The organism is Kitasatospora sp. NPDC101447, assembly GCF_044767225.1.
Taxonomy (GTDB): Bacteria; Actinomycetota; Actinomycetes; order Streptomycetales; family Streptomycetaceae; genus Kitasatospora.
The window spans coordinates 422,019-446,382 of record NZ_JBIWNL010000003.1; the positions used below are offsets into that span (position 1 = coordinate 422,019).

29 protein-coding genes are annotated in these 24,364 nt (G+C 74.4%); 5 read left to right on the forward strand and 24 right to left on the reverse strand.

Annotated elements, in window-relative coordinates; all coding sequences use genetic code 11:
- Positions 1-58: 58 nt before the first annotated feature.
- Positions 59-1,513, forward strand: a complete 1,455-nt coding sequence (locus ACIRST_RS06885) for an aminopeptidase P family protein (RefSeq protein WP_402800582.1) — start codon at positions 59-61, stop codon at positions 1,511-1,513.
- A gap of 28 nt (positions 1,514-1,541) precedes the next feature.
- Here the strand turns inward: ACIRST_RS06885 and ACIRST_RS06890 are convergent, their stop codons facing one another.
- From ACIRST_RS06890 to ACIRST_RS06915, 6 genes are all read right to left on the reverse strand, one after another.
- Positions 1,542-1,871, reverse strand: coding sequence for a helix-turn-helix transcriptional regulator (locus tag ACIRST_RS06890; protein WP_350523815.1), 330 nt, complete (start codon positions 1,869-1,871; stop codon positions 1,542-1,544).
- A complete protein-coding gene (locus ACIRST_RS06895) occupies positions 1,868-2,077 on the reverse strand; it encodes a type II toxin-antitoxin system RelE/ParE family toxin (RefSeq protein WP_402800641.1) in 210 nt (69 codons plus the stop codon). Before ACIRST_RS06895 ends, ACIRST_RS06890 begins: the two co-directional genes overlap by 4 nt.
- Complete coding sequence (locus ACIRST_RS06900; RefSeq protein ID WP_402800584.1) at positions 2,065-2,235, reverse strand: hypothetical protein; 171 nt, start codon at positions 2,233-2,235, stop codon at positions 2,065-2,067. Before ACIRST_RS06900 ends, ACIRST_RS06895 begins: the two co-directional genes overlap by 13 nt.
- A 101-nt stretch (positions 2,236-2,336) precedes the next feature.
- Entirely contained in the window at positions 2,337-3,362 is a 1,026-nt protein-coding gene (locus tag ACIRST_RS06905) for a nitronate monooxygenase (protein WP_402800586.1), read from the reverse strand.
- A 120-nt stretch (positions 3,363-3,482) separates the two neighbouring features.
- Positions 3,483-4,109 (reverse strand): response regulator transcription factor, encoded by a 627-nt coding sequence (locus ACIRST_RS06910; RefSeq protein ID WP_350523818.1) that lies wholly within the window; start codon positions 4,107-4,109, stop codon positions 3,483-3,485.
- The gene (locus ACIRST_RS06915) at positions 4,106-5,335 is read right to left on the reverse strand and encodes a sensor histidine kinase (protein ID WP_402800590.1); all 1,230 of its coding nucleotides are present in this window, start codon (positions 5,333-5,335) and stop codon (positions 4,106-4,108) included. The genes ACIRST_RS06910 and ACIRST_RS06915 overlap by 4 nt, the downstream gene beginning before the upstream one ends.
- Before the next feature lie 165 nt (positions 5,336-5,500).
- On the opposite strand from ACIRST_RS06915, the gene ACIRST_RS06920 reads away from it, so the two are divergent.
- Both ACIRST_RS06920 and ACIRST_RS06925 read left to right on the forward strand, forming a co-directional pair.
- Positions 5,501-6,577: an ABC transporter permease gene (locus ACIRST_RS06920; RefSeq protein WP_402800591.1), complete on the forward strand. Its 1,077-nt coding sequence runs from the start codon at positions 5,501-5,503 to the stop codon at positions 6,575-6,577.
- The gene (locus tag ACIRST_RS06925; protein ID WP_402800593.1) at positions 6,574-7,257 is read left to right on the forward strand and encodes an ABC transporter ATP-binding protein; all 684 of its coding nucleotides are present in this window, start codon (positions 6,574-6,576) and stop codon (positions 7,255-7,257) included. Before ACIRST_RS06920 ends, ACIRST_RS06925 begins: the two co-directional genes overlap by 4 nt.
- Here the strand turns inward: ACIRST_RS06925 and ACIRST_RS06930 are convergent.
- From ACIRST_RS06930 to ACIRST_RS06945, 4 genes are all read right to left on the reverse strand, one after another.
- Entirely contained in the window at positions 7,254-7,814 is a 561-nt protein-coding gene (locus ACIRST_RS06930) for a Uma2 family endonuclease (RefSeq protein ID WP_402800595.1), read from the reverse strand. The two genes, ACIRST_RS06925 and ACIRST_RS06930, sit on opposite strands and share 4 nt — an antisense overlap.
- A complete protein-coding gene (locus tag ACIRST_RS06935) occupies positions 7,811-8,407 on the reverse strand; it encodes a Uma2 family endonuclease (RefSeq protein ID WP_402800597.1) in 597 nt (198 codons plus the stop codon). The genes ACIRST_RS06930 and ACIRST_RS06935 overlap by 4 nt, the downstream gene beginning before the upstream one ends.
- Before the next feature lie 101 nt (positions 8,408-8,508).
- Complete coding sequence (locus tag ACIRST_RS06940; RefSeq protein WP_402800599.1) at positions 8,509-9,219, reverse strand: GntR family transcriptional regulator; 711 nt, start codon at positions 9,217-9,219, stop codon at positions 8,509-8,511.
- A 168-nt stretch (positions 9,220-9,387) separates the two neighbouring features.
- The gene (locus ACIRST_RS06945; RefSeq protein ID WP_402800601.1) at positions 9,388-10,239 is read right to left on the reverse strand and encodes an NAD(P)-dependent oxidoreductase; all 852 of its coding nucleotides are present in this window, start codon (positions 10,237-10,239) and stop codon (positions 9,388-9,390) included.
- Positions 10,240-10,436: 197 nt separating this feature from the next.
- Between ACIRST_RS06945 and ACIRST_RS06950 the strand changes: the two genes are divergently transcribed.
- Together ACIRST_RS06950 and ACIRST_RS06955 are read left to right on the forward strand one after the other, a co-directional pair.
- Positions 10,437-11,051 (forward strand): TetR/AcrR family transcriptional regulator, encoded by a 615-nt coding sequence (locus ACIRST_RS06950; protein WP_402800604.1) that lies wholly within the window; start codon positions 10,437-10,439, stop codon positions 11,049-11,051.
- Positions 11,052-11,152: 101 nt separating this feature from the next.
- Positions 11,153-11,479 carry a hypothetical protein gene (locus ACIRST_RS06955; protein WP_402800607.1) on the forward strand — a complete coding sequence of 109 codons (327 nt, stop codon included), beginning with the start codon at positions 11,153-11,155 and terminating at the stop codon, positions 11,477-11,479.
- A gap of 4 nt (positions 11,480-11,483) precedes the next feature.
- Here ACIRST_RS06955 and ACIRST_RS06960 read toward each other — a convergent pair whose 3' ends face one another.
- The 14 genes from ACIRST_RS06960 to ACIRST_RS07025 all read right to left on the reverse strand — a co-directional run bounded on the left by ACIRST_RS06960 (position 11,484) and on the right by ACIRST_RS07025 (position 24,214).
- Positions 11,484-12,428 (reverse strand): ornithine cyclodeaminase family protein, encoded by a 945-nt coding sequence (locus ACIRST_RS06960; RefSeq protein ID WP_402800609.1) that lies wholly within the window; start codon positions 12,426-12,428, stop codon positions 11,484-11,486.
- Positions 12,425-13,453 carry a proline racemase family protein gene (locus ACIRST_RS06965; protein WP_350523829.1) on the reverse strand — a complete coding sequence of 343 codons (1,029 nt, stop codon included), beginning with the start codon at positions 13,451-13,453 and terminating at the stop codon, positions 12,425-12,427. The genes ACIRST_RS06960 and ACIRST_RS06965 overlap by 4 nt, the downstream gene beginning before the upstream one ends.
- The gene (locus ACIRST_RS06970) at positions 13,453-14,817 is read right to left on the reverse strand and encodes an aldehyde dehydrogenase family protein (RefSeq protein ID WP_402800612.1); all 1,365 of its coding nucleotides are present in this window, start codon (positions 14,815-14,817) and stop codon (positions 13,453-13,455) included. The genes ACIRST_RS06965 and ACIRST_RS06970 overlap by 1 nt, the downstream gene beginning before the upstream one ends.
- A gap of 156 nt (positions 14,818-14,973) precedes the next feature.
- Positions 14,974-15,978 carry a proline racemase family protein gene (locus ACIRST_RS06975; RefSeq protein ID WP_350523831.1) on the reverse strand — a complete coding sequence of 335 codons (1,005 nt, stop codon included), beginning with the start codon at positions 15,976-15,978 and terminating at the stop codon, positions 14,974-14,976.
- A gap of 81 nt (positions 15,979-16,059) precedes the next feature.
- The gene (locus ACIRST_RS06980) at positions 16,060-16,923 is read right to left on the reverse strand and encodes a dihydrodipicolinate synthase family protein (protein ID WP_396548465.1); all 864 of its coding nucleotides are present in this window, start codon (positions 16,921-16,923) and stop codon (positions 16,060-16,062) included.
- Between the two features lie 187 nt (positions 16,924-17,110).
- Entirely contained in the window at positions 17,111-18,529 is a 1,419-nt protein-coding gene (locus ACIRST_RS06985; protein WP_350523833.1) for an NAD(P)/FAD-dependent oxidoreductase, read from the reverse strand.
- Positions 18,510-18,827 (reverse strand): (2Fe-2S)-binding protein, encoded by a 318-nt coding sequence (locus ACIRST_RS06990; protein ID WP_402800614.1) that lies wholly within the window; start codon positions 18,825-18,827, stop codon positions 18,510-18,512. The genes ACIRST_RS06985 and ACIRST_RS06990 overlap by 20 nt, the downstream gene beginning before the upstream one ends.
- Before the next feature lie 134 nt (positions 18,828-18,961).
- On the reverse strand, positions 18,962-20,122 hold the full coding sequence (locus ACIRST_RS06995) for an FAD-binding oxidoreductase (RefSeq protein ID WP_350523835.1): 1,161 nt from the start codon (positions 20,120-20,122) through the stop codon (positions 18,962-18,964).
- 133 nt (positions 20,123-20,255) lie between these two features.
- Positions 20,256-21,200 (reverse strand): twin-arginine translocase subunit TatC, encoded by a 945-nt coding sequence (gene tatC, locus ACIRST_RS07000; protein ID WP_350523836.1) that lies wholly within the window; start codon positions 21,198-21,200, stop codon positions 20,256-20,258.
- Positions 21,201-21,368: 168 nt separating this feature from the next.
- Positions 21,369-21,647, reverse strand: coding sequence for a Sec-independent protein translocase subunit TatA (gene tatA, locus ACIRST_RS07005; protein WP_396548296.1), 279 nt, complete (start codon positions 21,645-21,647; stop codon positions 21,369-21,371).
- A gap of 192 nt (positions 21,648-21,839) precedes the next feature.
- Positions 21,840-22,016 (reverse strand): hypothetical protein, encoded by a 177-nt coding sequence (locus tag ACIRST_RS07010; protein WP_350523838.1) that lies wholly within the window; start codon positions 22,014-22,016, stop codon positions 21,840-21,842.
- A 30-nt stretch (positions 22,017-22,046) separates the two neighbouring features.
- A complete protein-coding gene (locus ACIRST_RS07015; RefSeq protein WP_196946782.1) occupies positions 22,047-22,277 on the reverse strand; it encodes a hypothetical protein in 231 nt (76 codons plus the stop codon).
- Between the two features lie 3 nt (positions 22,278-22,280).
- On the reverse strand, positions 22,281-23,237 hold the full coding sequence (locus ACIRST_RS07020) for a WYL domain-containing protein (RefSeq protein ID WP_316520336.1): 957 nt from the start codon (positions 23,235-23,237) through the stop codon (positions 22,281-22,283).
- Positions 23,234-24,214, reverse strand: a complete 981-nt coding sequence (locus tag ACIRST_RS07025) for a WYL domain-containing protein (RefSeq protein WP_350523840.1) — start codon at positions 24,212-24,214, stop codon at positions 23,234-23,236. The genes ACIRST_RS07020 and ACIRST_RS07025 overlap by 4 nt, the downstream gene beginning before the upstream one ends.
- Positions 24,215-24,364 lie beyond the last annotated feature (150 nt).

Here is a 24,364-nt window from a genome sequence, read left to right on the forward strand (position 1 = left end):
TCGCACCCCGCCCGTGCCCGCGCCACACATCTCCCCAGCCCCGCCTAGGAGTTCACCGGTGACCCTCCGCCAGACCGGCCTCGCCACCGGGAGCCACGACCTCCCGGTCACCCCCGCCCTCGCCGCCTTCATGGGCACCCGATGGGCCGCCACCCCGCTCCCCGCCGACCGCCGCGTCCCCGGACACGACCGCTTCCCCGGCCGCCGAGCCCGCCTCTCCGCCGCCTTCCCCGGCGAACGGCTGATCGTCCCGGCCGGCCGGCTCAAGGTCCGCTGCAACGACCTCGACCACCGCTTCCGCCCGCACAGCGCCTACGTCTGGCTCACCGGACTCACCGGCGAGGACCAGGCCGACCACGTCCTCGTCCTCGAACCGGCCGGCCCCGAGAGCCACGAGCCGGTCCTCTACCTGCGCCCCCGCTCCCCCCGCGACGGCGGCGAGTTCTACCGCGACCGCCGCTACGGCGAGTTCTGGGTCGGCCCCCGACCCGACCTCGGCGAAGCCGCCCGGCTCACCGGGGTGCGCACCCGACACCTCGACGACCTGGACACCCTGCTCGCCGGCCCCCAGCCGCCCACCCGGGTCCTGGCCGGCACCGACGCCCTGGTCGACGAGGCCACCGGGCGTCCCGGCCCCTACGCCCACCCGGACGGCGAACTGGCCGCCGTGCTCTCCGAGTTGCGCCTGGTCAAGGACGAGTGGGAGGTCGGCCAGCTACAGCTCGCCGTCGACCACACCGTCACCGGCTTCGAGGACGTCGTCCGCGCCCTGCCCACCGCACTGCGCCACCACCGCGGCGAACGCTGGATCGAAGGCGTCTTCGACCTGCGCGCCCGCGCCGAGGGCAACGGCACCGCCTACACCACCATCGCCGCCTCCGGCGCCCACGCCTGCGTCCTGCACTGGATCCGCAACGACGGCGCCCTCGACCCGAACTCCCTGCTCCTGCTGGACGCCGGCGTCGAGACCGACACCCTCTACGCCGCCGACATCACCCGCACCCTCCCGCTCGGCGGCACCTTCACCCCCGTCCAGCGCCAGGCCTACGAGCTCGTCCTCGCCGCCCAGAGCGCCGGCATCGCCGCCCTGCGCCCCGGCGCCCGCTTCCGCGACTTCCACCGCGCGGCGATGCGGGTCATCGCCGAGGGCCTCGCCGACTGGGGCATCCTGCGCGTCCCCGCCGACCAGGCCCTCGCCGAGGACAACGGCCTGTACCGCCGCTACACCCTCTGCGGCAGCGGCCACATGCTCGGCCTCGACTACCACGACTGCGCCGCGTCCCGCGCCGACCGCTACCTCGACGGCGTCCTGGAGGCGGGCATGGTCCTCACCGTCGAACCCGGCCTCTACCTCCAACCCGACGACGAGACCCTCCCCGTCGAGCTCCGCGGCCTCGGCATCCGCATCGAGGACGACCTCGTGATCACGGAGGACGGCGCCCACCTGATGTCGGGCGCCCTCCCGAGGACGGTCAGGGACATCGAGGCCTGGATGGCCACCCTGCTGGCGTGAGGCCGCAGGCCGGGGCCGGAGCGGACGATCAGGCCACCTTGATCGTCCGCTCGCCCTGGCGAACCGCCACCTCGACCTCACCGCCGATCGCGGCGGCGTACGCGCGCAGGTTGTCCAGGCTGTCCACCTGGCCGTGTTCGATCTGCGACACCCGCGCCTGGCTCACCCCCATCAGTCCTGCTACCTGCTTCTGGGTCAGTCCAGCCGCCTTCCGCAGCTCAGCCAGCTCGTGGCCGCGAATCCGCGCCAGCGTCTCCTGCCGGATCCGCACCCGATCGGCCTCCGCTTCGGGCGAGGCCAGCCACGGGTTGATGCGCTGAGCCTCAGCCCACACCTCGGTCCAACTACGACCCTTCACGCGCTCTCTCCCTTGTCCTTCTCGTCGACGTACTGCTCATAGCGGGCTTCCGCCAGCGGGATGTTGACGTCATACCATCGGGACCATTCCCCGCCCTTGTCTCCCGCGACGAGGATGATCGCCGCCCGCTCGGCGTCGAAGACGAAGAGCATCCGAATCTCCGTACGCCCAGCCGAGCCAGGCCTCAGTTCTTTCAGGTTGTGCAGCTTCCGTGAATACGGTCCACCAGCGGACGCCCCAGCAGCGGTCCTCGCCGCGCCAGCATCATGATCGCGTCGGCAATCTGGTTCGCCGTATCCGGATCCTTGCGACAGATGTCCAGGAACCAGTCATTCACCGCATCGAAGAGCGTGATCTCCCACATGGATGAAAAATTAAGGCGTCCCTTATACGTTACCGCGTGCTTTCCCGCCCAATCCACCCCTGCGAGGGACGACACTCCCCGTCCGGCGTGCGCCGGGCGCACTACCCCTGTGCGGAGCGCCAGAGGTCGGTGACGATCGCCTCCGCCGGGCCGGAACGGGCCAGGTGGTGGGCCGTGCCGGCCCAGAGGTGCATGGCTTCCGTGTCCTCACGGCGGGTGGCGGCGGCGCGCAGCGGGGCGGTGAGGTGGTGGACCTCGGGGTAGGCGGGCGGGGCGTAGGGGCCGTGGCGGTCGATGAAGGCGTTGCGCAGGCCCCGGGCCGGGCGGCCGGTGAAGGCGCGGGTGACGGTCGTCTCCGGGAGTTCGGTGAGCGCCGCCCGGTGTGCCGCCGAGGCGCCCGACTCGTCGGAGCGCAGCAGGGCCGTCCCCAGCTGCACCGCGACCGCCCCGGCCCGCAGCGCCGCCGCGACGGCCGCGCCGTCGCCGAGCCCGCCGGCGGCGACCAGCGGCAGCCCCGTCACCTCCCGCACCGCGGGCAGCAGGCGGAGCAGCGGCACCTCCCCCGGCACGTCCGCGACCCGGTGGGTGCCCCGGTGCCCGCCCGCCTCCGGGCCCTGCACGCACAGCGCGTCCATCCCGACGGCCTGCGCCGCCCGCGCCTCCTCCGGTGTGGTGACCGTGCCGACCTGCAGTGTCCCGGCGGCCCGGAGCGCCGAGGCCTCCTCCGCCGTCGGCAGGCCGAAGGTGTACGAGACCACCGGCACCGGGTCCGCGAGCAGCACGGCGAGCTTGGCCTCCCAGTCGTCCCGGTCCGGCTGTCCGCTCTCCTCCGGCAGCGTCACTCCCCACCGCTCGGCCTCGGGCTGCAGCCGCTCCCGGTAGGCGGCGACGGCCGCCCGGTCCCCGGGAGGCGAGGGGACGAAGAGGTTCACCCCGTACGGCCGGTCGCTCGACTTCCGTACCAGCGCGATCTGTTCGGCCATCGCCGGGGCGCTCCGGTACCCCGCCGCGAGGAAGCCCAGTCCGCCGGCCCGGTTCACCGCGGCCACCAGCTCGGGGGTCGAGGCCCCGCCCGCCATCGGCGCGGCGATCACCGGCACGGCAAGCTCGTCGAGACGCACGGCCATCAGGGGCTCCTCACACTGCTGCGGGTACGGACCGACCTCCCACCCTACGCCCGCCCGTTCAACTCCGGCCCCCGCCAACGGAAGCAGCCTGCCCCCGGAAGCAGCTGCCGCGCCCGCCCGCTACCGGATCAGTCCCCGCCCCCGTGCCTCCCGCACCGCGGCCGTGCGCGAGTCGACGCCCAACTTGGTGTAGACGTGCACCAGGTGCGACTTCACCGTGGCCTGGCTCAGGTGCAGCCGCTGGCTGACCTGCTGGTTGGTGAGCCCGTCGGCGACCAGCCCGAGCACTTCGGTCTCCCGGGCGCTGAGTGCCGCCGCCGGCGTCCGCATGCGTTCCAGCAGCCGGTCGGCGACGCTGGGCGCCAGCGCGGAGCGCCCGGCCGCGGCCGCCCGTACGGCCTGGGCCAGTTGCTCCGGCGGCGCGTCCTTCAGCAGGTACCCGGTGGCGCCCGCCTCCAGGGCGGGCAGGGTGTCCGCGTCGGTGTCGTACGTGGTGACGACCAGGACCCGCGGCGCGCCCGCCCGGGCGGTGATCGCCGCCGTGGCCTGTGCGCCGTTCATGGCCGAGCCGGGCCCGAACTGCAGGTCCATCAGCACCACGTCGACGCCCGCCTCCGCGGCCAGTTCGACGGCCCGTTCGGCGGTCGCCGCCTCCGCCACGATCGCGAAGTCCGGTTCGCTCTCCAGCACGGCCCGCAGTCCGGCGCGCACCACCGGGTGGTCGTCCGCGATCAGCAGCCGGATCACGACGCCGCCTCCGGCCCCGGCACGGCGGGCCCGGCCGGCCCGGCGGGCAGCTGCACGGCCACCGCCGTGCCCTCCCCCGGCGCGGACTCCACCGTGAAGGTGCCGCCGAGGGCCCGGGCCCGGGCCCGCATCGAGGGCAGTCCGAACCCGCCGTCCCCGCCGGTGCGGCCGGCGACCGCCGCCGGTTCGAACCCGGCCCCGTCGTCGAACACGTCCAACGCCACCTCGCCCTCCATGTAGCTGAGTGTCACCTCGGCGCACGAGGCCTTCGCGTGCCGGACGGTGTTGCCGAGCGCCGACTGCGCGATCCGCAGCAGCGCGACCTCGTGGGCGGCCGGCAGCCGGACCGGGTCGCCGGAGACGTGCAGTTTCACCGCCAGGCCGGTCTGCGCCGTCGTCGTCGCGCACAGCCGCTCCAGCGCGACCGGCAGCGGATCGCCGTCCAGCGCGGGCGGGGTGAGCGCGCGGACGAAGCGCCGGGCCTCGTCGAGGTTGTCCTGGGCGGCCTGCCGCGCCTGTTCGACGTAGCCGGCGGCGGCCTCGGTGCGCTCGGGCAGGGCCCGCTGGGCCGCCCGCAGCAGCAGCTGGATGGAGCTGAGGCTCTGCGCGAGGGTGTCGTGGATCTCCCGGGCGAGGCGCTCGCGTTCGGCCGTCACTCCGGCGGCATGGTGGGCGGCGGCGAGGTCGGCGCGGGCGGCGGTGAGTTCGTCGATCAGTCGGCGCCGTTCCTCGCTCTCCCGGTAGAGCGCCTGGTAGCCGAGCACGGTGGCGGTGGCGACGGCCGCGCCGAGGGCGGGCCCGATCGAGGCGGCGAGGCTGAAGCTGTGCTGGTGCCAGGACCACGCGGCGATGGCCGCGGCGGCGGTCAGGGCGACGGCCACCAGCCCGCCGCGCCGCCCGAGCAGGTGCAGTTCCAGGAAGTACAGCGGGAAGGCCAGCCAGACGCCGTCCTGGGTGGCGACCAGGACGCCCGCCCAGGTGACGCCGAGCAGGACCAGCCAGAGCGCGGCGGCCCGGCGCGAGCGGCGGACGGCGGCCAGCTGCGGCCCGACGGCGTAGACGGCGGCCATCGCGGTGGCCGCGGCGGCGACCGCCGCCGGGTCGCCGCCGCGGTCGGCGAAGACGGCCCGGGCGACGGCGAGTGCGAGGAGGCCCGCCACGAGCAGGTGCAGGCAGACCTGGAGGACGCGGGCGACGGGGGTGGTTCTGGTTCGTTCGGTCGCCATCCCTCCAGCCTAAGTTCCACCCGCCGGGCCCGGCATCAATCAAAAGGTTGAGCTCCGCTTCTGCCCTTTGATGCCCAGGATGCAATCCCCGGCTCGATGCCTTCGGGCCCCCCGGTCCACGACGGTGGAAGCGTCGGAAAACACCCGTGCAGAGGAAGGCCCACCGTGTTCGTCGCCTGGAGGGACCTGAGGTTCGCCAAGGGGCGGTTCGCCCTGATGGGAACCGTCATCGTCCTGATCACCGTCCTGGTCGGCCTGTTGTCCGGTCTGACCGCCGGCCTCGGCCGCCAGAACATCTCCGCGATCACCGGCCTGCCCGCCGACCACCTGGTGTTCTCCAAGCCGGCCGACGGGCAGGAGCTGTCCTTCACGGACTCCCAGGTCTCCCCCGAGCAGTGGCAGGCCTGGGCCCGCGAGCCCGGCGTCACCTCCGCCCAGCCGCTCGGCATCACCACCACCAAGGCCGCCGCGGGGCAGCGCACCGCCGCGCTCTCCGCCTTCGGCGTCCCGGACGGCTCCGGGCTCGCCCCGCAGGGCTCCCGGATCGCCCCCGGCCAGGCGGTGCTGTCGAAGACCGCCGCCGAGAACCTGGGCGGCCTCGCCCCCGGCGCCGACTTCACGATGGCCGGGCACCCGCTGCGGGTCGCGGCGGTCGAGGGCGATGCCGCCTACAGCCACACCCCGGTGATCTGGACCGGCCTCACCGACTGGCAGCAGTTCGCCCCGGGCGGCGCCGGCCACGCCACCGTCATCGCGCTCACCACCGCGAAGGGCGCCGACCTCGCCGGCGCCGACGCCCGCCACGGCACCGAGACCCGCACCCGCGACGACGCCCTCGCCGCGATCGGCTCGTACACCTCGGAGAACGGTTCCCTGCAGCTGATGCGCGGCTTCCTGTTCGCCATCTCGGCGCTGGTGATCGGCGCGTTCTTCACCGTCTGGACGATCCAGCGCAGCGGCGACGTCGCCGTACTCAAGGCCCTCGGCGCCTCCACCCGCTACCTGCTGCGCGACGCGCTCGGCCAGGCCGTCCTGCTGCTGGTACTCGGCACCCTGCTGGGCACCGCGGTCGCGGCCGGTTTCGGCGCGCTGATCGGCTCCGCCGTCCCCTTCGTCCTGGACGCCCCGACCGTCCTGCTGCCCGCCGCCGTCATGATCGCCCTCGGTGCGATCGGCGCGGCCCTGTCCATCCGCCGGATCACCTCCGTCGACCCGCTGACCGCCCTGGGGAGCGCCCGATGACCCTGGCCCTCGACCGCATCACCCTCACCTACCCGGACGGCGACGGCCGCCTCACCGCCCTGGACGACGTCTCGCTGACCGTCCCCGAGGGCTCGATCACCGCCGTCGTCGGCCCGTCCGGCTCCGGCAAGTCCACTCTGCTGGCGGTGGCCGCCACCCTGATCACCCCGGACTCGGGGCGGGTCGTCATCGACGGCACCGACACCGCGGGCCTCAGCCGGGCGGACCTCACCGCACTGCGTCGTACGAAGATCGGCATCGTGTTCCAGCAGGCCAACCTGCTGCCCTCGCTCACCGCCGTCGAGCAGCTCCAGGTGATGGCCCACCTCGACGGCCGCGCCCCCCGCGAAGCCCTCCCCCGCGCCCTGGAACTGCTGGACGCCGTGGGCCTGCGCGACCAGGCGGGGCGCCGCCCGCACCAGCTCTCCGGCGGCCAGCGCCAGCGCGTCAACATCGCCCGCGCCCTGATGAACGACCCCACGGTGCTGCTGGTGGACGAGCCCACCAGCGCCCTCGACCACGAACGGGGCGCCGCCGTCCTGGACCTGATCACCGAGCTCACCCACCGCCGGGCGACGGCCACCGTCCTGGTCACCCACGACCGGACGCACCTGACCGCCGTCGACCGGATCGCCGAGGTCCACGACGGGAAGCTGACCCTGCCGACCGCGGTCGGCTAGGACAGCAGACCGCCGACGTCCAAGGTCACCGCCGTCCCGGGCAGCGTGAACACCTGCCCGGGCCGACGGACGACCCGCTGCCGGTACCCGCCGCCCTCGGGCTCGGTCAGCACCACCACCCGCCGATCGGTCCGGTCCACGATCACGTAGGCCGGCACACCTGCCAGCGCGTACGCGGCGGGCTTCCTGGTGAGGTCGCTGCACAGCGCGGCCGACGTCACCTCCAGCACCAGGCGGAAGACCTTCGGGTCGTAACAGTCGTACGCGACCACGTGGTCGTCGCTTGAGGCGTCGACGATCGACAGATCGGGCATGGCGAAGTCGTCCGGGCCGGTGGGCAGGCGGATCGCGAGCCGCTGGAAGACTTCTACGATCCCGTCGTCCAGGCCGGCGTCGTGGCAGGCGCGCACCACGCGCTTCAGGATTCGGGCATGCCGCATGTCCGGGGCGGGCTCGACGGACACCTCACCGCCGAGCACCTCCACCCGGTGTCCGGGAAAGCGCTCGAAAAGAGCCTCGGCCATGAAGAGCGCACTGCTCTGCACAGGGATCGTCATTTCTTGGCGATGAGCAAATCGTCCACGGCAAGCGTCACACCGGCCCCGATCGACTCCGGCAAGGTGAACGTCTGCCCCGGGTGGTGGACGGCGTGCACCCGGTACTCGCCGCCTCGTGGCTCAGTCAGGACCATGACCTTCTGGTTCTTGCGATCGATGATGACGTAAACGGGAACTCCCGCTTCGGCATAGATCCCGGGCTTGATCTTGACGTCGGACAGATGGTTGGACGACGTGACCTCCGCAACCAGCCGAAAGGTCACCGGGTCATAGCAGTTGTGCTCGATCAGGTGATCCTGGTAATCGGCATCGACAAGAGACAGGTCGGGAATCGCGTAGTCGGACGCGCCTCCGGGGAGCCACATTCCCATTCCCTGAACCAGTCGGGATGTCTCACCGTGAAGTCCCGCAGCCCACAGCGGGATCATGAGGTCGGTGAGCGTTTCCGCGTGCGGCCCGTCGGGAGGCGGTGTCACGGTGATCTGGCCTCCGATGATCTCGACCCTGTGGCCCACCAGCTGCTGAGAGATCAGCTCGGCGGCCTGCAGCAGCGTCGGCTGCTCCATGGGCTCTTCCACAGCTGCGGCGGACATGGAATTCCTCCTGACTGCCGATGTCGAGAGCATCATCGTAGAACCCGGGCGCCCTCCCACGCCCGATCGTCGGCCTTCACCCGGACGAGTGGTTTGGCCCCTTACCGGGCCCGCAGGCGCAGCGCGGGGCGCTCCGGCTCGGCCGCCTCGTCCTGGCCCGCCCACAGCGAGCGGACGTGGCTGAGGTGCCGCGTCATGCAGGCCTCGGCCGCCTCGGCGTCGCCGGAGATCATCAGGTCCAGCAGCTCCAGGTGCTCCTCCGCCGAGGACACCAGCTCGCCGCGCTCGTCGAGGCGGTTGAGGCCGTACAGGCGCGAGCGCTTGCGCAGGTCGCCGACGACGTCGACCAGCCGCGCGTTGCCGGCCAGGCCGAGCAGGTCGAGGTGGAACTGCCGGTCGGCCTCCAGGTAGCCGATCAGGTCGTGCTTGCGCGCCGCCGCGACGATCGCCTCGGCCTGCGGGCGCAGCCGCTCCAGCTGGTCCTTGGTCGCGGAGCGCGTCACCCGGCCGACCGTCGGGACCTCGATCAGGGCGCGGATCTCGGTGTAGTCGTCCAGGTCGCGCTCGGTGAGTTCGGTGACCCGGAAGCCCTTGTTGCGGACGGCCTCGACCAGGCCTTCGCGGGCGAGGTCGAGCATGGCCTCGCGGACCGGGGTCGCGGAGACGCCGAAGTCGGCGGCGAGGGCGGGCGCCGAGTAGACGACGCCGGGGCGCAGTTCGCCGGAGATCAGGGCCGCCCGGAGTGCGTGGGCGACCTGGTCGCGAAGCCGCTCCTGGACGGAGATCAGGGTGCGGGATTTGAGGTCGGCCATGGTGTTCCTCCGGATGGGTGCAGAACACCAGCGTACAATGTCACGTTACGTTGCGTGCGCAACTGTCCGTGGTTCGAACGGCCCGTCAAGCCCGCCGACGCTCATGGTGGCAGCGGCCGTCGGCCGTGACAACGGCCGACGGCACACGATCTGCCACTGCGGTCGGGGCTATGCCCGACGGAACTGCCCGACCAGCGTGGTCAGGCTCGCCGCGCCGTTCCCGGACTCCGCGCCCCGCCGGAACGCGTCCGCCAGGAGGGCGGGCAGCGCGCCGTCGACCCCGGAGGCCTCCGCGGTGTGCCGGACGTGCTCGATGCTCGCGAGCGCCATCGTCACCCGGTCGACGTCCCCGCGGTGGTCGCCGGCGGCGATCCGCGGCGCGTAGAACGCCTGGAAGCCGGGCAGCGAGGCGGCCGTCGAGCTCAGGTACGGCAGGAACTGCTCGGCCGTGATCCCGTTGGCCTCGGCGATCGCCGTGGCGTGCAGGTAGCCGACCAGGGAGGTCCAGAACAGGTCCATCTGGATCTGGTAGTACAGCTGCGCCAGTCCGGGGTCGTCGCCCCGGTAGTCGGCGCCGGTGAGAACCTCCAGGGCGGCCCGGTGCCGCTGGAACAGCTCGACCGGCCCGCTGTAGAAGGTGGACGACCCGGGGCTGCCGATGCCCGAGGGCGGCACCTGCACACCGCCGGTCAAGTGCCCGGCGCCGAGCCCGGCGAGCCGACGGGCGGCCTCGCGGGCCCGCTCGGGGGTGTCCGAGCTGAGGTTCACGACGGCCTTGCCCTTGAGGACCGGTGCCACGGCGTCCAGGACCGCGAACACCGCGTCGTAGTCGGTGAGGCTGAGCACGACCAGTTCGTTCGCCGCCACCGCCACCCGCGCGCTCGGCGCCGACTCCGCGCCCCGGGCCACCAGTTCACCGTCCCGCCCGGCCGTGCGGTTCCACACCGTGACGGCGTACCCGGCGTCCAGGTACGCCCCGGCCATGGCCCGCCCCATCGGGCCGAGCCCGATCACCGTCACCGACCGCCCCGACGGCTCCGACCGGTTCGACGGCCCCGACCGCCCCGACGGCTCCGACCGGTTCGACTTCTGCTGCCGCTCGACGGACATGCAGCTACCCCCTCTGCTAGAACGAACGCTCTATCCAGAACGCCGGGCCGACGCTAACACAGCTCTGGAACGAACGCTCTATTCATTTCATCGGCTAGGATCACGCCGTGAAGACGCCCGATGCGCCCGAGACCCCCGCGAAGACCACCGCCGCCCCCGTCGGCACCCGCGAGCGGATCGTCCGGGCCACCTCCCGGCTGCTGCAGCGCCAGGGGTACGAGGGCACCGGGATCAAGCAGATCTCCCGCGAGGCCGGGGCCACCCTCGGCTCCGTCTACCACTTCTTCCCCGGCGGGAAGAAGGAGTTGGCCGCCGAGGCGATCCGGCACGGGGACGAGGAGTTCGCCGTCCTGCTGCGCGCCGGGCTCGGCTCCTCGGCGGACCTCGGCGAGGCGATCGTCGCCTGCACCACGATGCTCGCGCGGGAGCTGCGCGCCTCCGACTGGCAGGACGGCTGCCCGATCAGCAGCACCGCCCTGGAAACGGTCGGCCGCGCGCCGGGGATCGAGCAGGCCGTGGCCGAGGCCTTCGCCAACTGGCGGGCCGTCGTGGTGGAACACCTGGTCGCGGCGGGCATCGACGGGCAGGACGCCGGCGAACTGGCCGGCACGGTCATCAGCACCCTGGAGGGCGCCGAGCTCGCCGCCCAGATCGCCCGCAGCGAGGAGCCGCTGCTGGTCAGCGGCAGGCACCTGGCCCGGCTGCTCGCGACCTACTGCTGACCGCACCGCGGCACGCAAAAGGAGCCGGCCCGGCGGGGGATCCCTTCCCACCGGGCCGGCTCCGGCCCCACGACTCCCGACCACCGCCAGGAGCAACGGACTTGGGCATCGAGATCGCCCTGTACGACGGCCGCCCGAACAGCGGCCGGGCCACCGGCCTGCTGCACCTGTCGGTCGACCACGGCGGCGCGCTCGCCGAAGCCCTGGCCGCGCACACCGGCCCGGCCGACCACCGGCTCGGCCGGATCGCCCCGTACCGCGACACCCACCTCGGCGAGCAGGACGCGGCGGCCGCCTTCGAGGAAGCCACCGCGCTGCTCGCCCGCTGCACCACCGAGGCGCAGCGGGCGGCCGTCCGCGACCTGCGCAACCTGCTCGCCAACTGCGCCGCGACACCGGGGAGTCGGATCTGCTTCATCGGCGACTGAGCCGCTACGGCAACGCAGCACCCGCCTTGTGCACCTCGGCCGCGACCGCCAGGTCCTCCCAGGCCATCCCGACGCTCTTGAAGAACCGCGGCCGCCCGGTCGGCAGCAGCGCGTCGCCGCGCACCAGCTCGGCCAGGTTCCACAGCTGCCGCCCGGCCACGCCCGCCATCAGCAGGTCCCCGGCCTCCCGGGCCGCGACCGAGCGCGCCTCCACGTAGAGTTCGGCCCGCTCGACCAGCGCCTCGTCCACCTCCCGCGCGTCCGGCTCGTGCGAGCCGACCGCCGCCACCGCCGCGTGCGCGGGCACCAGCGCCCCGTCGAACAGCGGTGTGCGCGCGGTGGTGCAGCAGACCACCAGGTCCGCCTCCGCGACCGCCTCCGGCCCGCCGACGGCGGCCGCCAGCCCGAGCCGCTGCCCGTACGCCACCAGCGCCCCGGCCCGCCCGGCGTCGCGAGCGACCACCGTGAGCCGGGTCAGCGGCCGGACGGCCAGCAGCGCGTCGAGGTGCCCGTACGCCTGCGGTCCGGAGCCGAACAGCACCAGGTGCGCGGCCTCCGGCACCGCCAGCCGGCGCAGTGCGGCGGCGGTGACGGCGGGCGTGCGCAGCGCGGTGAGCGCGGCACCGTCCAGCAGGGCGATCGGCTGCAGGGTGGGCCCGTCCAGCAGCAGGTAGCTGCCGGTGATCCGGGGCAGCCCGTGCCGCGGGTTGTCCGGCGCCACCCCGGCGATCTTCACGCCCGCGTACGGCCCGGCGGCGGCCGGCATCATCAGCAGCTCGCCGGCCGGTACCGGCACGGCCGACCGGGCGGGTGCCGCTTCCGGGTCGAACCCGTCCAGCAGCACCCGCTCGATCGCCCCCACTGCCCCGGCGGGCCCGACGCCGCCGGTGCCCTTCACGGCGTACTGGAGCGGCACAACCGCCGTACCGGGCCGGGCAGTCGGCTTCACAGGAGGAACCCCGTCCCCAGTTCGTCGTCCGGCGTCAGCACGAAGCCGTGCTCGCCGGTGCGGCAGGCCGTCCCGCCGACCTCGGTGACGACGCCCTCGCCCAGGGGGTCGCCGCCCGGGAGCACCCGGCCGGTGAACACCGTGCCGATGACCGACTCGTGCCGCAGCGGCTCGCCCGGGGCCAGCCGGCCCTCGGCGGCGAGCACCGCGAGCCGGGCGGAGGTTCCGGAGCCGCAGGGCGAGCGGTCGATCTGCCCGTCCGCGAAGACGGTGACGTTCCGCTGGTTCAACACCCCTCCCTCCGAGGGGAGTTCGTCGTGGAGGATCACGCCGTACACCCCGGACAGCCGGGGGTCGATCGGGTGCGCCACCGCCTCCGAGTCAGCCAGGGCCGCCCTGATCTCCCGCCCCGCGGCGGTGAGTTCGGCCAGCTGCGCCGGCTCCACGGCCAGCCCCAGCGCGGCGGCCGGCACGGAGGCGTAGCAGGCGCCGGAGTGCGCGACGGCGACCTCGACCGTGCCGCGCGAGGTCCGCACCGGCAGCTTCAGCGCGCTCACCCGGGTGGGCACGTTGCGGAAGGTGACCCCGGTGGTGCGCCCGCCGGCCCGGTGGACCAGCGCGGTGACCCGGCCGGAGGGCACGTCGATCCGCACCGGCGCCACGCCGTCCTCGGGGGACGCGACCAGTCCGGAGTCCACCGCCCAGGCGCCGAGCGCGATGGTGCCGTGCCCGCAGGCCGTCGAGTAGCCGTCCTTGTGCCAGAACAGCACGCCGAGGTGCGCCCCGTCGTCGTCCGGCGGCACCAGGAACCCGCCGTACATCCCGGCGTGGCCGCGCGGCTCCCGGGTGAGCAGCTGCCGGACGTCGTCCAGCGCGCTGGGCCGGGGCGCGGTGGCGCTGCCGCCCGCGCCGAGCGCGATGGCCCGCCGTTCGGCGACGGTCTCGCCGGGGATCGCCGGTGCGCCGTCCAGCACGATCCGGAACGGCTCGCCGGCGGTGTGGTAGTCGACGGTGCGGACGTACATCAGGCGCCTCCGCCCGGCAGCACACTGACGGTCCGGCTGACGGTGTAGAAGTCCAGTGCGGCCTGGCCCTGTTCGCGCTCGCCGTGGCTCGCGCCCTTGGCCCCGCCGAAGGGCAGGTGGAAGTCGACACCGCTGGACGGCGCGTTGACCCGGATCATGCCCGCGTCCAGCCGGTCGGCGGCGGCCAGCGCCACGTCCAGGCTGCGGGTGTGCACCGAGGTGGAGAGGCTGTGCGGGGTGTCGTTGGCGAGCGCGATCGCCTCGTCCAGGTCGGCGGCCGCGTGCAGCACGGCGACCGGGCCGAAGAACTCCTCGCGGGCCAGCGGGTGTTCGGCCGGTACGCCGGCGAGCAGGGTCGGCTCGACGTACCAGCCGGCCCGCTCGGGCACCCCGCCGCCGGTGAGCACCTCGGCGCCGGCCGCCACGGCCGAGCCGACGGCGAGGGTCAGCCGCTCCCGGGCGGCGGAGTTGACCACCGGCCCGCACACCGAGTCGTCCACCGCCGCCAGCGCCTTGACCAGCGCCTCGCGCAGCGGCTCGTACGCGGCGCCGACCGCGATCACCCGGCTGGTGGCGGTGCACTTCTGGCCGGCGTACCCGGCGATGGCGGCCGCGATGTGGCCGGCGGCCTGCGCGATGTCGGCGTCCGGCAGCACCAACGCGGCGTTCAGCCCGCCGAGTTCGGCCTGCACCGGCACCCCTCGCTCGGTCGCGGCGCGCACCACGGCCCGGCCGACGCCGGTCGAGCCGGTGAAGGAGACCACGTCCGCCGCCTCGACCAGCGCCGCGCCCTCCTGCGCGCCACCGGGCAGCACGGTGAGCACGTCCTCGGGCAGGCCGGCCCCGAGGGCCAGCTCCGCCAGCCGCAGCGCGCACGCCGTCGCCTCGGGCGCGGGCTTGAGGACCGCCGTGTTGCCCGTCGCCAGCGCCGGCGCGGCCTTCCAGGTCGGGATCGCCAGCGGGAAGTTCCACGGCGCGATCAGCCCGGCCACCCCGTAGGGGCGGCGCCGGGTGAGCAGCAGTCCGGGCCCGGCGGCGGTCTCGTGCACCGCCCCGGAGGCGGCGTACGGCGCCTGCGCGTAGTAGCGCCAGATCGCCGCGGTCCGGGCGACCTCGCCGCGCGCCTCGGCGAGCGGCTTGCCGACCTCGCGCACGATCAGCGCGGTCAGCTCCTCCGCGTGCGCCTCGACCGCGTCGGCGATCCGGCCGAGCGCCGCCGACCGGGCGCCCGCGCCGGCCGCGAGCCAGCCGACCTGCGCGGTGCGCGCCCGCCCGACGGCGGCCCGCACGGCCTCGGCGCCGGGTTCCTCGACGGCGACCACGAGGTCGTCCGGATCGGCGGGGTTGTACGAGGTGATGGTCACGACTTGCAGCCCTTCAGGGGAGGTGCGGAGCAGGAGACCGCCGGGTTCGGAGCCGGGAGCCCGCCGGGTTCGGAGCCGGGAGCCCGCCCGGCCGGAACGGCAGGCCCGCCCGGCCGCAGCGGCAGGAGGCCCGGCCGGATCAGGCGGCCCACCGGTTCAGAGCAGGAAGCCCGCCGGGAACGGGTCACTGGGGTCGAGGAAGTACTGGGCGGTGCCGGTGACCCAGGCGCGCCCGGTGACGGTGGGCACCACGGCGGGCCGCCCGGCCACCTCGGTCCCCTCGACCAGCCGCCCGATGAAGGTCGTGCCGATGAAGGAGTCGTTGCGGAAGTCCTGCCCGAGCGGCAGTTCCCCGCGCGCGTGCAGCTGCGCCATGCGCGCCGAGGTGCCCGTCCCGCAGGGCGAGCGGTCGAACCAGCCGGGGTGGATGGCCATCGCGTGCCGGGAGTGTTCGGCGGTGGAGCCGGGGGCGAGCAGCTGGACGTGGTGGCAGCTGTGGATGGACGGGTCCTCGGGGTGGACCGGCCGGTCGGGGCTCGCGTTGATCGCGTCCATCATCGCGAGGCCCGCGTCCAGGATCTCCTGCTTGCGCTCGCGCTCGAAGGGCAGCCCGAACTCGGCGAGCGGCAGGATGGCGTAGAAGTTGCCGCCGTAGGCGAGGTCGTAGGTCACCGTGCCGTAGCCGGGCACCTCGATCTTGCTGTCCAGGGCGACGGAGTAGGAGGGTACGTTGCGGATGGTCACCGCCTTGGCGGCGCCGTCCTCGACGTGCACCTCGGCGACCACCAGCCCGGCCGGGGTGTCCAGCCGTACGGTGGTGACCGGCTCGACCACCGGCACCATCCCGGTCTCCACCAGCACGGTGGCGACCCCGATGGTGCCGTGCCCGCACATCGGCAGCAGTCCGGAGACCTCGATGTAGAGCACGCCGAAGTCGGCGTCCGGCCGGGTGGGCGGCTGCAGGATGGCGCCGCTCATCGCCGCGTGGCCGCGCGGCTCGTACATCAGCAGGGTGCGGAAGTGGTCCAGGTGCTGCTGGAAGTGCACCCGGCGCTCGGCCATGGTGGCGCCGGGGATGACGCCGAAGCCGCCGGTGATCACCCGGGTCGGCATGCCCTCGGTGTGCGAGTCGACGGCGTGGAACACGTGACGGCTGCGCATGGGTCACAACTCCCGTACAGGTTCTGGTGGTTGATGGGGGCCTGGCCGGCTGCGCGGGCAGCCGGCCGGGAGGCGGCACGGCTAGGCGAGGCCTTCGGCCAGGGCCTTCTCGGTGGCGGCCCGCACGGCCGCCTCGATCTCCGGGGTGAGCGGCTGACGCGGGGCCCGGACCGGACCGCCGGGGCGCCCGGCGAGGTCCATGGAGAGCTTGATGGCCTGGACGAACTCGGTCTTGGAGTCCCAGCGCAGCAGCGAGTGCAGCGACTTGTAGAGCGGCAGCGCCGTCTCCAGGTCGTGCTTGACCGCAGCGTCGTAGAGCGCCACCGAGGCCTCCGGCAGCGCGTTCGGGTAGCCGGCGATCCAGCCGACCGCACCGGCCAGCGCCAGCTCCAGCAGCACGTCGTCGGCACCGATCAGCAGGTCCAGCCCGGGGGCCAGCTCGGCGATCTCGTACGCCCGGCGGACGTCCCCGCTGAACTCCTTGACGGCGACGATCGAGCCCTCGCCGTGCAGCTGGGCGAGCAGCGCGGGGACGAGGTCCACCTTGGTGTCGATCGGGTTGTTGTACGCGACGATCGGCAGGCCCGCCTTGGCGACCTCGGCGTAGTGCGCGCGCACCGAGGCGTGGTCCGCCCGGTAGGCGTTCGGCGGCAGCAGCAGCACGGAGCCGGCGCCGGCCTCGGCGGCCTGGTCGGCCCAGCGGCGGGACTCGGCGCTGCCGTACGCGGCCACGCCGGGCATGACCCGGGCGCCGTCGCCGGCCGCCTCGACGGCCACCTCGACGACCCGGGCGCGCTCCTCGGCGGTGAGCGTCTGGTACTCGCCCAGCGAGCCGTTGGGGACGACGCCCTCGCAGCCGGAGTCGATCAGCCAGCGGACGTGCTCGGCGTAGGCGTCGTAGTCGACGGAGTGGTCCGGGCGCAGCGGGATCGTGGTGGCGACCATGATGCCGCGCCAGGGACGGGCGGTGTCGTGGGGGGTGATGGACACGATGAACTCCTTGGTGAGGTGTGACATTTTATAAGCACGGACAGGCCGGAGACAAGGTCCCCGGCCCGTCCGTTCGCCGGCGGGCATCGGTTCCACGGCGGGCGCCGCTTCGCCGGCGGACGCCGGTTCGACGGCGCGCCCGTCACGACTCCGGGGTGGGCCCCGCCGCCAGCTGCGAGAGCGGCACCGGACAGCCCAGCGGCCGCCGGTCGGGCCCCGGACCGCCCGGATCCCCGGCCGGGCCGGCCAGACACGCCACGGCCGGACCGCACATCCGCCCCTGGCACCAGCCCATCCCGGCCCGGGTGAGCAGCTTGACGGTGCGCGGATCGCCCGCGCCCAGCTCGTCCACGGCCTCCCGGATCGCCGAGACCGGCACCTCCTCGCACCGGCAGACGTCGGTGTCCGGGCGCAGCCAGCCGGTCCAGCCCGGCCCCGGCCGGTGGGCGGCGGCCATCAGCTCGGCGAAGGCCCGCAGCCGGGAGCGCCGGCGCAGCAGCGCGGCCGTCGGCAGCGCCCCGGCCACCGCGTGCGCGGCCAGCTCGCCCTCGGCGAGCGCGAGGTCGGCGCCGCCGACGCCGTTGGTCTCCCCCGCCGACCAGAGGCCGGGGACGCTGGTGCGCAGCCGGGCGTCGACCGCCAGCGCGACCGCGCCGTCCGGTCCGGCCGTGGTCCGCGCGCCCAGCTCGGTGGCCAGGTCGATCTGCGGCAGCAGGCCGTGGCCCACCGCGAGGGCGTCGCAGTCGATCCGCCGCTCGCTGCCGGGCACGGGCCGCCAGTCGGCGTCCAGGCGGGCCACCGTGACACCGGTGACCCGGTCCGTGCCGTGCGCCTCGACCACCGCGCTGCGCGGGCGCAGCCGGACGCCGTGCCGCAGCAGCGCACCGCCGTGCCCGGCGCCCTCGACCAGCTTGCCGGGGACGCCCGCCAGCACGCCCGGGCGCCGCGCGTACCCGAGGTAGGCGGTGGCCTCGACCACGGCGGGCACCTCGGCGCCCGCGGTGACCAGCGAGGACGCCGCGGCGAGCAGCAGCGGTCCGCTCCCGGCGACGACGATCCGGCGTCCGGGCAGGACCAGCCCGGCCTTGAGCATCGCCTGGGCGCCGCCCGCGGTGACCACCCCGGGCAGGGTCCACCCGGGGAACGGCAGCTGGCGCTCGTACGCGCCGGTGGCGAGCAGGACCGACCGGGCCCGGACGGTGGCCCGGTCGGTGCTTTCGGGCCCGCGGGTGGCGTGCACCGCGAAGCCGTCCGCGGCGCGCTCCAGCGCCCAGACCTGGTGCCCGGCCCGGAAGGCGGCCCGCCCGGCCCGTTCGTGGGCGTCGAGCCGGTCGGCCAGGCCGGTGTAGGCGGACCAGTGGTGGTGCAGCCGGTCCGGCCGGGCCGCGCCGAGGCCGGGCGCCGGGTGACGGTAGTACTGCCCGCCGGTGTGCTGTCCGCCGTCCAGCAGGACGCAGCGCAGACCGAGGTCGGCGGCGGTGACGGCGGCGGCGAGCCCGGCCGGGCCGGCCCCGATCACCGCGAGGTCGAAGGACGAGGGGTCAGATGGCGAGGTCGGCACGGCCGTGGCCCTCCTGGGTGGTGACGGTGGTGCCGGGCTCGGCGGGGAGCAGGCAGGTGCGCTGGTTGGGCCGGCCGTCCACGGTGGCCAGGCAGTCGAAGCAGCTGCCGATCCCGCAGAACGCCCCGCGCGGCTTGCCGCCGACCCGGGTGGTGCGCCAGGCGAGCACGCCGTCGGCCCAGAGGGCGGCGGCGATCGACTGCCCGGGCAGCGCGGGGACGGGCCGCCCGTCGAACTCGATGTGGTGGGCGGGCCCGGGCTCGGCCTCGACCAGCCCGGCGGGGGTGCGGCGGCGCATCGGCGGCGTCTCCAATCCAGGACGGAATCTCATGCGGAACGATCGCGGCGCGACCCCGCGCGGTGGTGGGTCCCACCCCACCGGGCCTCACGGCGGCCCGGTGGCCGGGCGTCACGGCACCCGGTGGCCGGGCGTCACGGCGCGGGGAACCGGTCCGGGCGGAACGGCGCCAGGTCCTGCTCCGGCTGCTTCCCGGTGAGCTGTTCGCTGATCAGCAGCCCGGTCGCCGGAGCGAGCCCGATCCCGGCCCCCTCGTGCCCGCAGGCGTGATACAGCCCGGGGACTCGCGGGTCGGCCCCGACGGCCGGCAGGTGGTCCGGCAGGTACGGGCGGAAGCCCCGGTAGGCGCGCAGCACGGTGACGTCCGCGAGCACCGGGAAGAGCTCCGCGGCCTGGCCGGCCAGCCGGCGCAGCACCTCCTGGGAGAGCGTGCGGTCGAAGCCGACGCGCTCCCGGCTGGCGCCGATCAGCACCGGCCCGCCGGGGGTGCCCTCGATCACGGCGGAGGTCTCCAGCCCGGCCGAGCCGCTGGCCACGTTGGCCACGTAGTCGGCGGCGTAGACCTTGTGCCGGACGACCCGCGGCAGCGGTTCGGTGACCAGGACGAAGCCGCGCCGGGGCATCACCGGCAGGTGCACCCCGGCCAGGGCGGCGAGCTCGCCGCCCCAGGTGCCGGCCGCATTGACCACGGCGGGCGCGGCCAGTCGCCGGCGGTCGGTCCGCACGCCGCGCACGGCGCCGTCCGGCCCCCGGTCGACGGCGGTCACGGTCTCCCCGGTGATCAGCTCGGTGCCCATCCGGCGGGCGGCGCGCAGCAGGTGGGCGGCGGCCAGGGCGGGCTGGACCTGGGCGTCCTGCGGGTAGTGGAAGCCGCCGGCCAGGCCGGGGGCGAGGTGCGGCTCCAGCTCCCGCAGCCGTTCGCCGGGCACCTCCTCGGCGACCACCCCGACGGCGCGCTGACCGGCGGCGAAGGCCCGCAGCGCCTCCTGGCCGGCGCCGGTGGAGGCGACCACCACGCCGCCCTTGGGTTCGTACTCGACGGCGGCGCCGAGGTCCTCGGCGAGTTCGCGCCAGAGCCGGGTGCTGAGCAGCGCGAGGTCGAGCTCGGGCCCGGGCTCCTTGTCGGAGACCAGCAGGTTGCCCTCGCCCGCGCCGGTGGTGCCGCCGGCCACCGGCCCGCGGTCCACGACGGCGACGGCGAGCCCGGCGCGGGCGGCGTAGTAGGCGCAGGCGGCGCCGACCACACCGGCGCCGACCACGACGACGTCCAGGGGAGGTCTCTCGGTCTTCAGCACGTCAGTAATATGTCACATGCCATCCACCCTGCCAAGACCGCCCGGCCGAAACCCGGAAAAGCCCCCGACCAGCGGAAAGCCCCGGCCCGTCGCTCGCTGGCGACGGGCCGGGGCTCCCTCAGGACCCACCGGCTCAGGTGATGTCGTCCATCTGCTCGTGCCGCGCGGCCGGCACCGGAGCGCTGCTCGCCGCCGGGGCCGCGGAGGCGTGGACGCTCTCCGCACCGGCCACCGGCTGCACGGAGAGGTCCACGTGCGAGGCCTCCTCGTCGTCCAGCAGGGCGTCCGGGTTGCGGCGCGCCTTGCGCTTGTCGAAGGCCAGCGCGATGATCACCGCGATGAAGTACAGGCCCCAGATCGGCGCGGCCAGCGCGAGCATGGTCAGCGGGTCGGCGCTCGGCGTGGCGAAGGCCGCGAACACCGTGATGCCCATGACCATGCCGCGCCACCAGCCGAGCAGCCGCTTGCCGCTGACCATGCCGACCAGGTTCATCATCACGAGCAGCAGCGGGAACTCGAAGGCGAGGCCGAAGACCAGCACCATCCGGGTGGCGATGTCGAAGTAGTCGTCCGGCGGCAGGATCGGCGTGGTCTTGTCCGGCGTGAACGAGATCAACACCTCGACCGTGGCGGGCAGCACCAGGAACGCGACACCCACACCGGCCAGGAACAGCGGCGCCCCGCACACCATGAAGATGACGGTGTACTTCTTCTCGTGCCGGTGCAGGCCCGGCGCCACGAACGCCCACACCTGCCACAGCCAGATCGGCACCGAACCGACCACGCCGGCCGTCAGCGCGACCTTGAGCATCCAGGTGAAACCCGAGGTCAGACCGATGGTGGAGACCTGGGCGCACTTGCCGTGGTACTGGCCCGCGGTCGCCTCGGTGCACTGCGGAAGCGGCTTGAGGAGGAGGCTTTCGAGCTGCTTGTGGTAGATCAGGGCCACGATGGTGATCAGCACGATCGCCAGGACCGACTTGACCACGCGGTTGCGCAGTTCCCGCAGGTGGTCGGCGAGGGCCATCCGCCCCTCAGGATCCTTTGACGCCTTCGGCGCCTTGGAGAGCTTGCTCAACCCCGGTCCTCAACTCGTGCGTCGAGGCCCGCCGGTCGACGGGCCTCCATGGTCGCGTGCCTCGCGTGCGTCGCGTGTGTCGCGTGCGTCGCGTGCGTCGCGTGCCTCGCGTGCGTCGCGTGTGTCGCGCTCACCGCGTACGTCACGTGTGTCACGTGCGCGCCGCGCTCAGTGCGGGCGTTCGCCGTCCGGCTCCGCCACCGGGCGGGCCGTGTCCGACGCGCCCGGAGCTCCCGGGACGGCCCGGCCCGCGGCGCCGTCCAGCGGCGCCGGAGCGGGCCGCGCGGACTGCTCGGACTCGCCGTCCGTCCGCATCGCCCTGGCCTCGCTCTTCAGGATCCGCAGCGACTTCCCCAGCGACCGCGCGACCTCCGGCAGCCGCTTGGCTCCGAACAGCACGATGGCGAGTACCACGATCACCACGATCGCGGTCATCGAGATGCGCATGCGCGACCACCTTCAGTCATGGCGGCCCGCCGGGCCGCCCGCTGCGGATGGTAACCGCTGCGGGTGACGCCACGACGACGGCCGCCCGAACAGGACAGCGGCCCCCGGCACACGGATTCGGGAGCCATCTGAGAGCGTAACCCGGCCCTACGTCCGCGCAGCAGCCCCCGTACCGTCCACGTCCGCGGTGTGCTACCGGCCCGGCACCGCCGCGGCCAGCTCCTCGGCCGCCGTGGCCAGTGCCCGCGAGGCCGTGTCCACGCCCTTGGCCAGCGCCCGCACGTCCAGCCAGAGCCGGATCGCGAGGACCCCCAGGACCAGCAGGCCCGCGGTGGCGAGCAGGACGGCGGCGACGAGCATCCAGGACATGCGCCCCACCCTATACGGGCACCACGGGCACTATCCCTCGACCGGGACGAGCCGCATGGTGCGGACCCCGGCCCCGGTGAGCGCCTCGACGATCTTCTCCCCGGCCGGCTTGCGCACCGCGGCCCCGCAGAGCGGGCATCCGAAGCTGTAGTGCGCCTGGGCCGGGGTGCGACCGAGGGTCAGGCGGAACTCCTCGGCCGGGAGCTCGACCTTCTCCCGGCACTCCGAGCAGTACACCTTGAATCTGGTCCCGGGTTCCACCGCTCAGACCTGCCCCTCCCCGTAGGCGGCCAGCGCTTCCCGCGCGGCCGAGCGCGCCTGCTCGGCCAGTTCGGGCGGCGAGACGATCCGGCCGTCCCGGCCCAGCCGCAGCGCCAGCGGGCGCAGCTGGGAGGGGTCGGCGCTGCGCAGGGTGATCCGCAGCCCGCCGTCGGGCAGTTCCTCGGCCCGGTCGTGGGTGTAGTACTCGGCCACCCAGCGGCCGCCGGAGGAGACCTCGACCACCACCTCCGGGTCGTCCGCCGCCGGGTTGACCAGCCCGCCGCTCAGGTCGCGCGGCTCGCGCCGGGGCGGGTCGGCCGGGACGTCCAGCACACGGATCTCGGCGACCCGGTCCAGCCGGAACATCCGGTGGTCCTCGGAGGTGCGGCACCAGGCTTCGAGGTAGGTGTGGCCCTCGGTGAGCAGCCGGATCGGGTCGACCTCGCGCTCGGTCATCCCGCCGCGCCCGTGCGAGTAGTAGCGCAGCCAGAGCCGGCGGCCCTCGCTGAGCGCGCGGTCGATGTCCGCGAAGACGTGGCTCTCCGCCTCGAAGGTCACGCCGACCCGGGCGCTGCCCTCGGCGCTCTCGCCCGCCGCGTTCTCGATCTTGGCGACGGCCCGGGTGAGCGCCTCCCGATCCCCGGCCCGCAGTCCGGGCAGGCCGGCCACCGCACGGGCGGCCACCAGCAGCGCGGTCGCCTCGTCCGCGGCCAGCCGCAGCGGCTGGGCCACGTCGTCGACGTTGTGCCACCAGATCCGCTCGCCGTCGGTGTCGATGTCGAGCAGGTCGCCGCCGCGGAAGCTGGTGCCGCACATCGGCAGCACGTTGAGGTCCCCGATCAGCTCGCGCTCGCTGATCCCGAAGGCGCGGGCCACCTCGGCGACCTCGGCCCCCGGCCGCTCGCGCAGGTAGGTGACCAGCGACAGCATCCGCCTGGTCTGGTCAATGGCGTTGCTCATGCCCGTACGTCCTCCGAGTCCAGCCCCGCGACCGCCCGCAGCCGGTCGACCACATCCGCCCGCAGCTCCTCCGGCCCGAGCACCACCACGTCCGGCCCGAACTCGGCCAGATCGGCGCCCAGCCCGTTGCCGTACGGGATCTCCAGCTCGTCCCAGGCCTCGTCCACCCGGGTGCTGTTCAGCGCCTTGGTGCGCAGCGGGAAGCCGGCGCCCCGGCGGACCCGGACGGTCGCGGTGGCGGTGGCCCCCTCCCCCGCGAACTTCGCCACGGTGGCCCGGACGTCCACGTGCTCGGGCACGGTGCCCAGGAACGCCCCGCTCCGCGCCTTCACCCTGCCGGTGATCCGGCTGAGCCGGAACACCCGGGCGTCCCCGCGGTCGCGGTCGTAGCCGGCCAGGTACCAGTGGCCGCGCCAGCACTCCAGCGCCCACGGCTCCACGCTGCGCTGCTCGACGGCGGCGGCGCCGGCCTTGCGGTACTCGAAGGTGACCGGGCGGCGGTCCCGGGCGGCGGTGAGCAGCGGCTCGAACGCGGCCTCCCGGGCGGGGATGCGCGGCTCCAGGGCGGAACGGCCCTCGGCCTCGGCGAACGGCACCCCGGCCGCGCGCAGCTTCTGCAGCGCGCCGCTGGCCGCGCCGGACATCTTGGCCTGCTGCCAGACCCGGGCCGCCAGCGTCAGCGCGGCGGCCTCCTCGGCGTCCAGCGCGATCTCGGGCAGCCGGTTGCGGTCGGCGCGGGCCAGGTAGCCCAGCTCGCCGTCCAGGGCGCTCTCGTCGACGTCGATCACCAGGCCGAGCTCGCGCAGGTCGTCCTTGTCCCGCTCGAACATCCGGTTGAAGGCGTCCTCGCTGCTGCCCTGCCAGGCCTCGCGGTACGCCTCGATGGATTCCCGCAGCTCCTTCTTGGAGAGCGGACGTCTGGTGTTCATCAGGCACAGGGCGAGATTCATCAGCCGCTCTGCCTTGGCGATCGCCATCGCTGACCCTTCCGGTGTGCCGCGCCGCGCGCGGGGTGCGCCAACCGGGCGATCACCACCCGGCGGGACCGACCGTACCGGTAGCGGTACGCACGGCAAAAGCGGCCTCCCGCACCCGGTTCCCGCGCGGTGTCCTCCGCACCCGGACAA

Excerpts from the sequence above, each read along its gene's own strand:
- ACIRST_RS06930 (WP_402800595.1), bottom strand. The coding sequence starts at position 7,814 with ATGACGATCCCTGTGCAGAGCAGTGCGCTCTTCATGGCCGAGGCTCTT.
- ACIRST_RS06990 (WP_402800614.1), bottom strand. The coding sequence starts at position 18,827 with ATGCGCCGCCGCACCCCCGCCGGGCTGGTCGAGGCCGAGCCCGGGCCC.
- ACIRST_RS07025 (WP_350523840.1), bottom strand. The coding sequence starts at position 24,214 with ATGGCGATCGCCAAGGCAGAGCGGCTGATGAATCTCGCCCTGTGCCTG.
- ACIRST_RS06925 (WP_402800593.1), top strand. The coding sequence starts at position 6,574 with ATGACCCTGGCCCTCGACCGCATCACCCTCACCTACCCGGACGGCGAC.
- tatA (WP_396548296.1), bottom strand. The coding sequence starts at position 21,647 with ATGCGCATCTCGATGACCGCGATCGTGGTGATCGTGGTACTCGCCATC.
- ACIRST_RS06915 (WP_402800590.1), bottom strand. The coding sequence starts at position 5,335 with ATGGCGACCGAACGAACCAGAACCACCCCCGTCGCCCGCGTCCTCCAG.
- ACIRST_RS06935 (WP_402800597.1), bottom strand. The coding sequence starts at position 8,407 with ATGTCCGCCGCAGCTGTGGAAGAGCCCATGGAGCAGCCGACGCTGCTG.
- ACIRST_RS06965 (WP_350523829.1), bottom strand. The coding sequence starts at position 13,453 with ATGTACGTCCGCACCGTCGACTACCACACCGCCGGCGAGCCGTTCCGG.
- ACIRST_RS06905 (WP_402800586.1), bottom strand. The coding sequence starts at position 3,362 with ATGGCCGTGCGTCTCGACGAGCTTGCCGTGCCGGTGATCGCCGCGCCG.
- ACIRST_RS06900 (WP_402800584.1), bottom strand. The coding sequence starts at position 2,235 with ATGTGGGAGATCACGCTCTTCGATGCGGTGAATGACTGGTTCCTGGAC.
- ACIRST_RS06980 (WP_396548465.1), bottom strand. The coding sequence starts at position 16,923 with ATGGTCGCCACCACGATCCCGCTGCGCCCGGACCACTCCGTCGACTAC.
- ACIRST_RS07010 (WP_350523838.1), bottom strand. The coding sequence starts at position 22,016 with ATGTCCTGGATGCTCGTCGCCGCCGTCCTGCTCGCCACCGCGGGCCTG.
- ACIRST_RS07020 (WP_316520336.1), bottom strand. The coding sequence starts at position 23,237 with ATGAGCAACGCCATTGACCAGACCAGGCGGATGCTGTCGCTGGTCACC.
- ACIRST_RS06975 (WP_350523831.1), bottom strand. The coding sequence starts at position 15,978 with ATGCGCAGCCGTCACGTGTTCCACGCCGTCGACTCGCACACCGAGGGC.
- ACIRST_RS06940 (WP_402800599.1), bottom strand. The coding sequence starts at position 9,219 with ATGGCCGACCTCAAATCCCGCACCCTGATCTCCGTCCAGGAGCGGCTT.